We start from the raw sequence: 13,335 nt of genomic DNA on the forward strand, positions 1-13,335 counted from the left end.
CCCAAAAGAGACCGGAGTTCGAGCGGCCGCCTTCCGCGCTGATCATACCAATCCGAACGCCCTCGTGCCAAGGAGATCATGCGCCCGATTTTTCATCATGCTGAAAAATCTTTTTGACTTCTAACGGAGTATCTTTGTGGTTAAATCCTCCCCAAATGAGCGCCGAGCATCCCCGCCCCCTGCACCACGCCGAGTTCCGCTTCTACGAGGAGCTCAACGACTTCCTGCCGCCGGCGCGACGGAAGCGGGATTTCATCTACGCGTTCCAGGGTCGCCCGGCGGTCAAGGACGCCATCGAGGCGCTGGGCGTACCCCACCCCGAGGTGGACCTGATCCTCGTCAACGGAGAGTCGGTGGGCTTCGGCCATCCGCTCGGCGATGGCGACCGCGTGTCGGTCTACCCGGTATTCGAAAGCCTGGAGATCGCCGGCGCCACACGGTTGCGGCCGCAGCCGCTGCGCGAGCCGCGCTTCATCCTCGACGTGCACCTGGGACGGCTGGCCCGCCACCTCCGCCTCCTGGGCTTCGACACGCGCTACGCCAACGACGCCGCCGATGCCGCGATCGCCGCCGCCGCGGCCCGCGAGCGGCGCATCGTGCTCACCCGCGACCGCGGGCTGCTCAAGCACAGTGCCGTCACCCGCGGCTACTGGGTCCGGGCCACCGCGCCCCGGGCGCAAGCGGCCGAAGTGATCCGGCGCTTTCAGCTCGAGGCGCGGCTCCGCCCCTTCACCCGCTGCCTGGAGTGCAACGGCGTGCTCCGCGCCGCAGACAAGGCCGCCGTCGCGGACCGGCTGCCGCCCCGCGCCCGCCGCCTCCACGACACCTTCGCCGAGTGCCCCGACTGCCGGCGCCTCTACTGGCCCGGCTCGCACCACCGCCGCCTCGCCGAATTCGTTGCGCAGCTGCGCGATCATGTTGAGAGTTGAGGGTCCGTGTTCGTCATTCGGAATCGTCATTCGGAATCGTGATCGTAATCGAGGTTCGAGACCAGAGGCGCGTTCCCAACCGACGGACTTCGGAAATCGGACATCGGATATCGGACCTGGGTTCTGGGTTCTGGGTCCTGGGTCCTGGACCAAAGATCTCAAATCCTGGCACCGATCCACCGATTCACCCATTCACCGATTCACTCATTCACCCTCCCCTTTCCCCTTTGTGTCCTCCGTGACTTTGTGGTGAAATAGTTTTTCGACTCAAACAGCCGGGAGGCGCGGGATGCGGTTCGACGGTGTGCACTACCTGCGGTGGGCCAAGGAGCATCAGGGCCGGGCGCGGTACGCCCTCACTTGTTCCAACATGCGGCCGGTGACCCTGGCCGAGTTGGACCTCAGCCTGGACGACGTGGCCATCGCCTCGGGCGATCCCGACGGCTACGGACCGCTGAAGGCGGTGGCCGCCGAGCAGTTCGGCGTGTCTCCCGATGAAGTATTCATCGGCGCGGGCGCCACCGGGTGCAACTTCGTTGCCTTCGCCGCCGTCCTGGACGAGGCGGACGGCGGTCCCGGCCACGTCCTGTGCGAGACGCCCGGCTACACCTGCCTCGACGACGCCGTCCGCCCCTTTGGCGCCGCTGTGGAAACGTTCGCCCGCCCGTATGACACAGGCTTCACCCTCGACTTCGACGACCTGAAGCGGCGGCTGCGCCCCGATACCCGGCTGGTGGTGGTGACCAACCTCCACAATCCCTCCGGCGCCGCCCTCCGGCCGGAGGAAGTGTCAGAGCTGGCGGCGATCGCCGAGGCGCACGGTTGCCGCGTCCTGGTGGACGAGGTGTACAAGGACTTCCTGACGGAGAGCGCCAGCCCCATGGCCCGCCGGAGCGGCGGGCGGATGATCTCGGTCACCGGGCTGTCGAAGGTGTACGGACTGACCGGCCTGCGGGTGGGGCTGCTCTTCGCCGACGCCGCGTTCGTGCGGCGGTGCTACCGGATTGTCGACTACCTCGCCGGCGCCAACTCGGTCCCGGGCGACGCGATCGCCGCCGCGGCGCTCCGCCGGCGCGACTGGCTGATGGAGCGGGCGCGGGCCGTCGCCGCGCCGGCGCTGGCCCGGGTGCGCGCTCACGTGGAGGCCGACGAATTGCTCGAATGGGTCGCGCCGCCGGCCGGCATCATCGCCTTTCCGCGGATCCGCCGGCCTCTCGACACCCTGGCCCTGGCCGATTTTCTCGAGCGCGAGTACGACCTCGGCGTGACGCCGGGCGACCTGTTCGGGCTGCCGGGCCACGTGCGGATGGGCTTCGGTCTGGCCGAGCCTGAGGAACTCGAGGAGGCGCTGCGGCGGTTCCGGGACGGGATCCGCGCCATGCCGGAATAGGGGCACGCCAAGGCGCCAAGGCACGAAGTCGGATCCCGGCAGGACGGACCACAACAGAACTACGCACCATTGATCATTTTTCATTGATCAGCTGACATTGGTCATTTCCGGCGAGACGGCTCGGACCGTCGTGACCCGGTGAGAACGCGTGCCGGCGTCGTAACGGATCTGGAACGGTTGCGGGCCGGGGTACAATGGAGCGGAGGCCGAACACCGCATGCCCTATCACATCTTCTCACCGGCTCCGCTGCGCTGGCCCCTGATCGAGCAAGGGCGGCACCGCGCCCGCCTCACCTTCCGTGCCATGCGCCACCGCGATTTCACCCTGTTCTGGCTGGGGCAATGGGTGTCGGTCATCGGCACCTGGATGCAGACCATGGCCCTGTCATGGCTGGTCTACCGGCTCACTGATTCGGCGCTCATCCTCGGCGTGCTGGCGGCAGTCCGCTTCGGCCCGTCGCTGCTGGGCTCGCCCTTCGCCGGCGTGCTGGCCGACCGCTTCCCCCGCCGCAACCTGGTCCTGCTGACCCAGTCGGCCAGCCTGCTGCTGGCGTCGACGCTGGCCGCGCTGACGCTCACCGGCGCGGTGAAGGTCTGGCACATCCTGACGCTGGCCCTCATCCAGGGAGTGGTGGACACGCTGGACATGACCGCCCGCCAGACCATGCAGATGGACCTCGTGGGACCGGACGACCTGCAGAGCGCCGTGGCGCTCAATTCGGCCGCGTTCAACACCGGCCGCATGGTGGGGCCGGCGGTGGCCGGCGTGCTGGTGGCCGCCTACGGCGAAGGGATCTGCTTCGCCATCAACGCCGCCAGCTACCTCGCCGTGCTGGTGGCTCTGCTCAGCATCCGGGGAATTGCGGCTACGCCACGCTCGGGCGCCAGCGTCGGTCGCGACCTGCTCGAGGGAATGCGCTTCACCTGGGGCCACCCCACCATCCGGACGGTGCTCCTGGCTGTCGCCGTCACGTCGATGGCCGGGCTGTCCTATTCCACCCTGCTGCCGGTGCTGGCCCGGGACATCCTGAAAGCGGGCGCGCCCGGCTACGGCCTGCTCCTGTCATGCGTGGGGGTGGGAGCCATCGCCGGGGCGCTGGGGGCCGCCGCGCGACGGGGCAACCAGGGAGTCGGCGGGCTCATCGGCCTCGGCCAGGCGGCGCTCGGGACCGGACTCATCGCCCTGGGCTTGAGCCGCTTGCTCTGGGTCTCCTGCGCCTGGATGGTGCTGGTGGGAGTGGCGGTGACCATGCAGCTGGCCGTGACCAACGCGCTGTTGCAGACCACCGCGCCGCCGGCCATGCGCGGGCGCGTCATCTCGCTCTACATCTGGTTTTTCACCGGCCTGTCCCCCATCGGAGGGCTCGCGGCCGGCTGGGTGGCCGAACACCTTGGCGCACCGCTCACGGCCATGGGCGGCGGCGCCATCTGCCTGGCCAGCGCGTTGTGGACGCGCCGGGCCTGGCGCCGGTCCGCGGCGGCTCACCTCCACGATTCCGCTGCGGCTGAACCGCCGGCGGCGTCCTGAGGCGACGGCCGCCCCATCACCGGCAGCGGGCAGTTTCCTCTCTATTTGCAATGAAATAAGTATGTTATAATAAAGATTATGTTGCGCAGAACCGCCGCGTACAACCAATTCGAGCGCCAGTGGCTGACCCGGCCGGTCCGGGATGTCCGGGAGAATTTCCGCATCCTGGACGCCCTCTGGGCAGAAGCTGTCGCGCTGGGTGCGTTCGCCGGCGACGATCCATTGGCCGGCATCGAAGTGGACATCCGGGTGGCGAGGGCGTGGAACTGTGTTCCAAGAACTGCTGCAACGGATCGCCCGAGCATTTGATCGGGCGAACATCCCCTACATGGTGATCGGCGGACAGGCCGTCCTCCTGTACGGTGAACCCCGCCTGACCCGCGACATCGACATCACCGTCGGTCTGGACAGCAGCGGGCTGCATCAAGTTCTCGCGATCGTCCGCGAGCTGGGCTTGCGCGTATTGGTGGATCCGGCTGAACCGTTTGTCCGGGACACCATGGTGCTGCCCACCATCGAGGATAGCAGCACGATTCGGGTGGATATCGTGTTCTCGTTTTCGGCTTACGAACAGGCGGCGCTGGCACGGGTGCGCCCGCACCCCATCGGGAAGACCAAGGTCTGTTTTGCCTCCCTGGAGGACCTGGTCATTCATAAAATCATTGCCGGACGGAGCCGGGATCTGGAGGACGTGCGAGTCGTCCTGCTGAAGAATCCAGGATTCGACAGGGATTACATTGAACATTGGCTGAAGCTGTTCGATGAATCGCTGACCGAGAGCTATCTGGGAACCTTCCGCTCCATTCTTAACGAACTGCAGAGTTGAGCCGGCCGGTATCCGTCAGCTTGCCTCGTCCGCCGAGGGGCCGTAGATGGAGGGCACCGGCACGTCGCGCAGGCGCAGGTACACCGAGAGCTGGCCGCGGTGGTGGATCAAATGGTTGATGATCACCCCGCGCATCACCGTGGTGCGCGGCTCGTTCATGTAGACGGCGTCGCCCGACTTGAGGGCCCACTTCTTCCTCATGTCGGCGGCGCTGCACGCGTCCAGCGCCGCCAGCGCCTCGGCCAGGTGCTTCTCGAAGTGGGCCGTCAGCTCCGCCGTGCTCGTGGCCAGCCACGGCTTGTACTCGCCCTCGCCCATGTTCATCACGGGCTGCTCCAGGATGAGCTTCACCCAGCTCAGCGTGTCGGCCACGTGAGACGCCAGTTGGCCCATGCTCATGGATTTCGGGTGGGGTTTCCAGCCGAAGTCCTTCTCCGGCACCCGCGCCAGCATCTTGCGGATGGACACGGCCTCGAATTCCAACTCCTTGATGAACGGATCCACGATGCGCATGATCTTCCTCCTGTCGATATGTTTCTCCATTTATGCGCCCGGACAGTTTTTTTCGTCAAGAGACATAATTGTAGAGTGCGTGGGAGATAGGACCCGGGATCTGGGACCTGGGTTCTGGGATTGTGGACCTAGAACCGAAGACCCAGGGCCGAAATCCGAATTCCGAGGTTCGATATCCGCGTTACGGGAACGAGCCTCGAGTTACCGGCAGTTCTCGTGCCGAATCCGGCAGCGTTCGTCGGCGTACTCCAGTTCCACCGTGGTGTGGGCGATGCCACGCCGCGCCACCACCTCCTGGACGGCCTCCTTGATCCGGAGCTGGTCTTCCTTGCCGGCATCCGCGGCGATCACGGCATGGGTGGTGAGCACATGGTGGACGCCGTCCATGCTCCAGACATGGGTGTGGTGCAGGTCCGCGATCCCCTCGATCCCGCGCAACTCCGCCTCCAGGGCGGGCAGATCCACGTCTTCGGGCGTCCCCTGCAGGAACACCCCCATGGTCCGGCGCAGGTTGCGCACCACGTTCCAGAGCACCCACAGGGTGATCAGGATGGACAGGGCCGGATCCAACGCCGGCACGTCGCGCACCAGCAGCACCGCCCCGGCGATCAGGATCGCCAGCCATCCCAGGGCGTCCTCCACCAGGTGCCAGGCGACCATGCGGGCGTTGAAGCCGGATGTGCGCCGGAGCCGGAGGGCCGCCACGCCGTTGACGACGCAGCCCACCACGGCCAGGACGATCATGCCGGGGGCGTGGGCCCGCACGGGGTGCAGCAGCCGCGGCACCGCCTCGGTCACGATGAGGAGCGACCCGGCGATGAGCACGCCGGCGCTGATCAACGCGCCCACGAGCGCGAAGCGCCGGTAGCCGTAGGAGTACCGCGCGTCCCCCTTGCGACCGGAAATCTTCTCGAGGTACCAGGCCGCGCCGAGGGCGAACGAGTCACCCAGATCGTGGAGGGCGTCCGCCAGGATGGCGATGGAGTTCGTCCAGAGGCCGCCCGCGATCTCGAACAGGGTGAAGGCCAGGTTCAGCAGAAACGCCGTGCGAATGCCCTGCAGGCTGCCGGCTGGTGTGTGGTCATCGTTCATGGATTGACCCTGGTGTCCCGCGTCGGTCCCTGCGCCGAAGCCCGGCGTCGTCCAAGCGGACAAGACGACTCCGCAGGACCGCCCGTGCGGACGGCGGCGTCACGCGTGGATCATGGCCACGATGGGGAGCAGCCCCGCGCGGTCCACCTCGTCGAACGCGGCCGGCTCGTCGCTGTCCACGTCGAGGACGCCGACGATCCGCCCCGCCGCGTCGCGGAGCGGCACGACGATCTCCGACCGCGAGCGGGAGTCGCAGGCGATGTGGCCGGGGAATGCGTGCACGTCGGCCACCACCACCGGCTCGCCGCGGTCGATCCCCGCCCAGCAGACGCCGGTGTGGGCCTGCAGCACCTGGCAGGCCAGCGGGCCCTGGTACGGACCCACGGTGAGCGTGCCGTCCACGAGACGGTAGAATCCCGTCCAGAAATAGTGGGGCATCTTGTGGTGGAGCAACGCCACCGCGGTGGCCATCCGGGCGACGGGGTCACCGGTCTTGGTGAACAGCTCCGCCAGCTGGTCGCGGATGCGCCCGTACCGTTCCTGCTTCTGTTTCCGATCCATCGTTCGCTCCCTGATACCCTACGGACCGCCGATTTCCGACAGCCGTGTGCCGCTGCCGCTCAACGGATGGATTCTACCACACCGGAGCCATTCGCGGGCGGCGGTCCGAGCCGGTACAGCCGCGTGCCCATCCGGTCCTGGGCCATCTCTTCTTTGATGCAGGCGGCGGTGAACGCCGCCGCCTCCGGGCCCATCGCCTTCAGCGTCCGGACCGCCGATGAGTCCAACCAGACCGTCCGGCCCTCCCGCTGCTGGCCGGCCAGGAGACGTCGGAAGCCGTCCAGGCCGCCTCCCGGATCCACCGCCACCCACAGGGTGGCGGGATTGAAGTAGCGGAGGGTCCAGTTGTCCGGATTGAAGTCGCCGTACCCCACGGTGGTGGGGCCGGACCAGCGCCCCTGCATCCGCACGGCCAGCGCCAGCGGCGGGTTGGACCGGACCTGCGCGCACGGCACGATGAAGAATCCCAGGTTGAACAGGCCCACCAGCACCGCCGCCGCCAGGGGAAGCCGCCCCAGGCCGGCGGCCGGCGCGCCGCGCCGCAGCAGCCACGCCCCCAGCAGCAGGATCAGCGCCGGGAGGTAAAACAGCCGGTAGAAGGTGTTGCCGGGCAGCCAGACGAACAGGAATGCCAGATAGGGAATCAACCAGGCCACACCGACGCGCACCCACAGCGCGGCGACGGAGAAGCCCCCGGCGGGCGCCGGCGGCGGCAGCCGCCACGCGCGGCGCCGGATCAGCGTGACAATCACCCACCCGAGCGCCACCGCGAACAAAGCCAGCGCCGCCAGGCTCACGGGGTCCGGGTGCCGAAACACGTCGCCTGGCCGGCTGTTCACCAGGAGGCGCACATTGCTCTGGACGGTCAATACGAGGTTGCGGCCGAGGTCCCAAGAAAACGCCGAGTCGGGTGAGTGGTAGGTGAGCCACGTCCACAGGCTCGTCCCGCCCGGTTGGCGCCCGTACGCGGCCAGGTAGGCAGCTCCCGTCACCCCGCCGGCCGTGGCCAGGTAGAGCGCCACCGACCGCCACCGCCGCGCCGGCGTCTCCGCGCGGGCCGTCAGCCCGCACACCGCGGCGGGCAGGAACCCGACGGCCAGCTCGTGGAACAGCATCGCCGCCGCGTGGCACAGCCCCAGCCGCACCGGCGCGGGGGGCCCGGACCGGAGCAGCACGGCCAGCCCCAGCACCAGACCGAGCACGGACGGGACGTAGGCGCCGGCATCGGCGCCGAACCGCCACCACCCCGCCGAGAACGCGAACAGAGCGGCCAGGCCGCCCGCGAACACCGGCCCGCCGGCGTGCCGGCGGAACAGTCCGTAGAGGATACCCGCCGTCGCCGCCGCCAACGCCATGTTCAGGTACTGCAGCACCGCCAGCGCCCGCACCTCCGGAAAGACGGTGCGCACAGCGCCGTACGCCAGGCGCCCCGCCAGGGTGTAAACCAGGTGGTTCGGATGCAGCAGCGCGGGATCGCCGGGATCCGCAGTCGCTTCGATCTGGAGGGCGAATCCCACGCCGTCCCAATAGTGGTTCCGGATGGGGAACAGCAGGTAGACGGCGAAGACCGCAACGCCCAGGGCGGCCGCCTCGGCCGCGCGCCGGCGCGACCGCAACTGATCCGGCGGCAGTTGAAGGACGGGTTCAGACGGTGAGAGCGGGCTCATGGACGACCTTCGCGCGGGGCGCACGGGGGGCGATTTGCGCGCCGTCACTCCAGCAGGAGCCGCGAGAGGCAGTTGGCCATCGCCTCACGGTTGTCGGGGTGCACGCAGAATATCCCGTCGAGGCGCTCCAGCCCGATCCGCCGGACCCAGTCCACGAGCGCCCGTCGCTGGACCACGGCGACGATCCGGTCGCGGTCGCGGAAGGCGCCGGCCACCGCCTCGGCGAAGGGAAGCGCGTGCTCCTCCATGACGCCCAGCTCGTCGATGACCAGCCAGTCCCGGTCCGCGGCCTGGGCCAGGGCGCGGCAACCGAAATCGGCAAACACCTCGGGTTTGAGCCCGAACGGCCCGAAGCGCGGCGCATCCGCCCAGTCGGCGTGAGCGAACACTTCGCGGTCGCCCGACGGCGCCTCCAGGCAGAAGCCTACTTTTTCCTGGTCGCGGAACAGGGGCACGGTGAGCACCCGTCCCACCGCCCCCGCCGGCAGGTGGCCGGTCAGGGCCGCCACCAGGCTGCTCTTGCCCACATGCAGATCACCGGAGATGATGATTCTCATCGCGCCAGCAACTCCACGCCGACGAACAGGACCAGCGCGGCGACCGCCGCCGCGTCCAACCAGCGCGCGCGAACCGGCGCCGGTGCGGGGCCGGCGGCGAGCCAGCTCTGCAGGCGTTCCGCCAGGATCCGTCCCAGCGGATAGGCTACCGAGCCAAGCGCGGCGCTCAGAGGCGCGTAGACAACGGCCACGGGCAGCGTCGTACCGGCATGGATGCATGCCGGAGAGCCGGTCACGAACCCGACCAGGGGGAACAGCCCCGCCGCGCCGAGTCCGATCAGCCCGCCGGCGGCCATGTCCACGGCCCGCCCGTCGGCTTTCGCCCACCGAATCGTTGCGGCCACGAGCATCAGGAGGAGCGCCTGCACCGCGAATGCGAACATGGGATTGGCCACCGATCCGTGCCCCACGGGCAGGCTCAGCACCGCCGCGTCCAGCGACTTGAGCCCCGCCGCAACGGCCAGCAGCACCGCGGGCGCCCAGACCCGGCGCGCAGCGTGGTATCCGGCGGAGAGGCAGCCGATGGCCCAGCCGGTCATCACCGCGCCGGTCACGCCGACGCCGCACGTGCCGCGCAGACCCACGCCCAGCGCCGCCTCGGCCAGGCCCCATATCAGGCCGGTGACCAGCAGCAGCCGGCCGATCGTTTTCCCGTCCACAGTCGCCTTGTCCATGACGCCTCCAGAACATGAGCCCGCCCCGGCCGCAACCGGGAGGTGCAATCGCTTCACACCAAAGGATCAATGAACGGTCGAATTATACCAACGATTCGTTCAGGTCGGATGGAAAATTAATGTTCCGGCACACCCCCGGATCCTCCACGCCCAAGTGGACCTCCCGCAGGCCGGACGCGTGGATCACCGCCGCCAGACCGCCGGCGCGGTCCTCCGGCGGGATCCGCGGGAACAGCTCCCGGGGGATGATCACGGGGTGCCCGCTCCGGCCGTCCCACACCGGTTTGACCACGGCGTCGGGCCGGGCGGCGAACGCCGCCGCCAGCGCCCGGCAGGTCGCGGCCGTCACGTACGGATGGTCCACCGGCGCCACCAGCGCGCCCGCGCACGCCCCCAGCCGGTCCAGGCCCAGCCGCAGCGAGGAGAGCGCGCCCCGCTCCGGCGCCGGGTTGACCACCACCGCAGCGCCGGCCGCGTCCGCCAGTGCCGCGGCCCAGTCGCGGTCCTCGGCGCGCACCACACAGACCACCGGCACGCAGCCGGCTTCGACGACCGCCGCCAGCACCTGCTCGAGGAACGGCCGGCCGCCGGATTCTAACCTGAGCTTGGGGCCGCCCAGGCGCGCCCCGGCTCCGGCGGCCAGGATCACCGCGCCCGTTGTCGGGTCCGTCACGCTAGGCCTCCCAGCCGGCCTCCCGGTTGAAGGCCGTGATCAGGCGGTCGAACTCGTCCACTTCGCCCTCGAACAGCCGGCGCCAGTACGCGTCGTCCCACTGGGCGTTGATCTCGTCGACGGTCTTGCCCTGCTGCTCCACCCACGTGTAGTACTTCAGGTTGTGGATGGCCTTCCGGTCGTAGTAGGTGAGTTCCTTGAAATAATCAATCCTCTGGTGGAGCAGCACGGCGGCGTGGTCGCGCGCGGCCGGCAGCGGGCCGTACGGCCCTTCGGCGGCGCGCAGCTCCTCGAGGCGCGAGCCGTACAGCTCCATGGAGTCGGTGAACACGGTGAAGATCACGTCGCGCTCGTCCAGCTCATAGTAGCGGGCGGTTTTGATCGCCGCCAGCAGATTGCAGATACTGGAGATGCCCAGCAGCTCCAGCCGCTCGCAGTCGGCCGCCGGCACGCCCGCCGTCGCCAGGTACTCGCGGCCGGCCGGCTCGTTGAACAAGCGCACCAGGCGCATGCAGTCGGCGTCGTCGACGGCGGCCACGGCGTCGGTGTTGCGGACGTTGTGCACCCACGGGACGTGCTTGTCGCCGATCCCCTCGATCCGGTGCCCGCCGAAGCCGTTGAGCAGCAGCGTCGGGCACTGCAGCGCTTCGGTGGCCACCACCTTCAGCCCGGGGAAACGGGTCTTGAGGAAGTCGCCGGCGGCGATGGTCCCCGCCGAGCCCGTGGCCGAGATGTAGGCCGCCGCGCGGCTCCCCGCGCGGCGCACCTGCTCCCACACTTCCAGCAATGCCGGCCCCGTCACCTGGTAGTGGAAGATGGGGTTGCCGAATTCGTCGAACTGGTTGAAGATCACGTGGACCGGGTCGCGGCGCAGTTCCCAGCACTTGTCGTAGATTTCCTTGACGTTCGACTCGCAGCCCGGCGTGGCGATCACCTCGGCGCCGATCTCACGAAGCCAGTCGAAGCGCTCCCGGCTCATCTCCTGGGGCAGGATGGCCACCGCGGTGCAGTCGAGCAGGGCGCAGTCGAAGGCGCCGCCGCGGCAGTAATTGCCGGTTGAGGGCCAGACCGCCTTGTGCACCTCCGGGTCGCACTCGCCGCTCACCAGGCGCGGCACCAGGCAGCCGAACGCCGCCCCCACCTTGTGGGCGCCGGTGGGGAAGAACTTGCCCACAAGACCGATGATCCGCGCCCGGACGCCGGTGAGCGCCGGCGGGATCTCCATGTAATTCACCCCGCCGAACAGGCCGGTGCGGACGTCGTTTTTCCAGGTGATCCGGAACAGGTTCAGCGGATTGACGTCCCACAGCCCCACCGCCGGCAACTGCTTCCGGACGGACTCGGGGATGAGCGACGGGTCGCGCATCTCGGCGAACGTGGGGATGCGGATGTTCCGCCGGCGGCACCGCGCCGCGGTGCGCCGGACGACGTCTTCCCGGATGGTGTGAATGATCTGGGACATGGTGCGCTCCTTACAGCAGGCGCCGCGTGGCGCGGCGGGCGATGGCGTCCAGCACGCCGGCCGGCTCCGCATACCGCGCCAGCAGGATCATGGCCGCGATGACGAACGGCTTGTAGCCGGCCTCGCGGTAGGTCTGGAGGCGGTAGCGGTCGAACACCGGCGCGGCCACCTCGCCCCGCTCGCAACTCACGCCGGAGATGTCCGCCGGGAGGCAGTGCATGTAGAGCGCGGCGCCGCCGCGGGTGAGCTTCATCATCTCGTCGGTGCACTCCCAGTCCTGGTGTCCGGCGTTCTGGGCCAGGCAGTCCCGCTCCAGGTCGGTCAGCCCCTGTTTGTCCCGGTTTTTCAGCAGCTCGGTGCGCCGCTGCATCACCGGGTAGGGCGCCCACGACTTGGGGTAAACCACGTCGGCGTCCCGGAACGCCTCCGCCATCGAGGCGACCCGGGTGTAGCGGCCGCCGGACCGGGTGGCGTGGGTGGCTGCCACCTGCTCCACTTCGGGAATCAGGTTGTAGCCGTCCGGGTGGGCCAGCACCACGTCCATGCCGAAGCGGGTCATGAGTCCGATGATCCCCTGGGGCACCGACAGCGGCTTGCCGTAGCTCGGCGAATAGGCCCAGGTCATTGCGATGCGCTTGCCCCGCAGCGCCTCGAATGAGCCAAAATGTTCTTTCAGCCACAACAGGTCAGCCATGGTCTGGGTGGGATGGTCGATGTCGCACTGGAGGTTGACCACCGCGGGGCGCTGGTGCAGCACGCCGGCGCGGAATCCCTCGTCCACGGCGGCGGCCACCTCGCGCATGTAGCGGTTCCCCTCGCCCAGGTACATGTCGTCGCGGATGCCGATCACCTCGGAGAGGAAGGCGATCATGTTGGCCGTCTCGCGGACAGTCTCGCCGTGGCTGATCTGCGACTTCTCCTCGTCCAGGTCGGCCAGGGCCAGGCCCAGCGCGTTGGCCGCCGAGGCGAAGCTGAAGCGCGTCCGGGTGGATTTGTCGCGGAAGATGGACACCGCCACCCCAGTTTCGAACACCTTCAGGCTGACGCCGCGGCGGTGAAGCGCCTTGAGGGCGTCGGCCACCAGCGCCGTGGCCCGGATCTCCGCGTCCGACTTGTCCCAGGTCAGGAGGAAGTCTTCGCCGGCCATTTTGACATCCAGGTCCGCCAGCTCCCCGATGCAACGCCCGATGAATTCCATGGACATAGCGCCAACTCCTCGAAGAAGTGAAAAAGTTTATTTTACATGAAGTGGGGACGGAGAGAAAGGTGAATAGGTGAATGGATGAATAGGTGAATGGGTGAATGGATGAATGGGTGAATGGGTGAGTGGGTGAATCGGTGAATGGGTGAATCGGTGAATGGGTGAATCGGTGAATGGGTGAATCGGTGAATGGGTGAATCGGTGAATGGGTGAATCGGTGAATGGGTGAATCGGTGAATGGGTGAATCGGTGAATGGGTGAA

General features: G+C 68.3%; 14 protein-coding genes. 5 read left to right on the forward strand and 9 right to left on the reverse strand.

What is annotated here, in order from left to right:
• Nucleotides 1-155 precede the first annotated feature (155 nt).
• The 5 genes from GX414_09030 (at nt 156) to GX414_09050 (ending at nt 4,673) form a co-directional block, all read left to right on the forward strand.
• Nucleotides 156-929 (forward strand): Mut7-C ubiquitin/RNAse domain-containing protein, encoded by a 774-nt coding sequence (locus GX414_09030; GenBank protein NLI47237.1) that lies wholly within the window; start codon nt 156-158, stop codon nt 927-929.
• A 289-nt stretch (nt 930-1,218) separates the two neighbouring features.
• Nucleotides 1,219-2,319, forward strand: a complete 1,101-nt coding sequence (locus GX414_09035) for a pyridoxal phosphate-dependent aminotransferase (GenBank protein ID NLI47238.1) — start codon at nt 1,219-1,221, stop codon at nt 2,317-2,319.
• A 217-nt stretch (nt 2,320-2,536) separates the two neighbouring features.
• Nucleotides 2,537-3,847 (forward strand): MFS transporter, encoded by a 1,311-nt coding sequence (locus GX414_09040; protein NLI47239.1) that lies wholly within the window; start codon nt 2,537-2,539, stop codon nt 3,845-3,847.
• A 78-nt stretch (nt 3,848-3,925) separates the two neighbouring features.
• Entirely contained in the window at nt 3,926-4,156 is a 231-nt protein-coding gene (locus GX414_09045) for a hypothetical protein (GenBank protein ID NLI47240.1), read from the forward strand.
• Entirely contained in the window at nt 4,116-4,673 is a 558-nt protein-coding gene (locus tag GX414_09050; GenBank protein ID NLI47241.1) for a nucleotidyltransferase family protein, read from the forward strand. The genes GX414_09045 and GX414_09050 overlap by 41 nt, the downstream gene beginning before the upstream one ends.
• Before the next feature lie 15 nt (nt 4,674-4,688).
• On the opposite strand, the gene GX414_09055 is transcribed toward GX414_09050, so the two are convergent.
• The 9 genes from GX414_09055 to ygeW form a co-directional block, all read right to left on the reverse strand.
• Nucleotides 4,689-5,186: a DUF664 domain-containing protein gene (locus tag GX414_09055; GenBank protein ID NLI47242.1), complete on the reverse strand. Its 498-nt coding sequence runs from the start codon at nt 5,184-5,186 to the stop codon at nt 4,689-4,691.
• A 201-nt stretch (nt 5,187-5,387) separates the two neighbouring features.
• Nucleotides 5,388-6,278: a cation transporter gene (locus GX414_09060; protein ID NLI47243.1), complete on the reverse strand. Its 891-nt coding sequence runs from the start codon at nt 6,276-6,278 to the stop codon at nt 5,388-5,390.
• A gap of 99 nt (nt 6,279-6,377) precedes the next feature.
• A complete protein-coding gene (locus GX414_09065) occupies nt 6,378-6,839 on the reverse strand; it encodes a GAF domain-containing protein (GenBank protein ID NLI47244.1) in 462 nt (153 codons plus the stop codon).
• Between the two features lie 59 nt (nt 6,840-6,898).
• The gene (locus tag GX414_09070) at nt 6,899-8,506 is read right to left on the reverse strand and encodes a hypothetical protein (GenBank protein NLI47245.1); all 1,608 of its coding nucleotides are present in this window, start codon (nt 8,504-8,506) and stop codon (nt 6,899-6,901) included.
• Between the two features lie 44 nt (nt 8,507-8,550).
• The gene (locus GX414_09075; GenBank protein NLI47246.1) at nt 8,551-9,063 is read right to left on the reverse strand and encodes a hypothetical protein; all 513 of its coding nucleotides are present in this window, start codon (nt 9,061-9,063) and stop codon (nt 8,551-8,553) included.
• A complete protein-coding gene (locus GX414_09080) occupies nt 9,060-9,737 on the reverse strand; it encodes a hypothetical protein (protein ID NLI47247.1) in 678 nt (225 codons plus the stop codon). Before GX414_09080 ends, GX414_09075 begins: the two co-directional genes overlap by 4 nt.
• Nucleotides 9,738-9,819: 82 nt before the next feature.
• Nucleotides 9,820-10,410 carry an NTP transferase domain-containing protein gene (locus tag GX414_09085; protein ID NLI47248.1) on the reverse strand — a complete coding sequence of 197 codons (591 nt, stop codon included), beginning with the start codon at nt 10,408-10,410 and terminating at the stop codon, nt 9,820-9,822.
• Between the two features lies 1 nt (nt 10,411).
• A complete protein-coding gene (locus GX414_09090; protein ID NLI47249.1) occupies nt 10,412-11,872 on the reverse strand; it encodes a pyridoxal-phosphate dependent enzyme in 1,461 nt (486 codons plus the stop codon).
• Between the two features lie 10 nt (nt 11,873-11,882).
• Entirely contained in the window at nt 11,883-13,070 is a 1,188-nt protein-coding gene (ygeW, locus tag GX414_09095) for a knotted carbamoyltransferase YgeW (protein ID NLI47250.1), read from the reverse strand.
• Nucleotides 13,071-13,335 lie beyond the last annotated feature (265 nt).

This window comes from Acidobacteriota bacterium (assembly GCA_012517875.1).
Lineage (GTDB): Bacteria > Acidobacteriota > JAAYUB01 > JAAYUB01 > JAAYUB01 > JAAYUB01.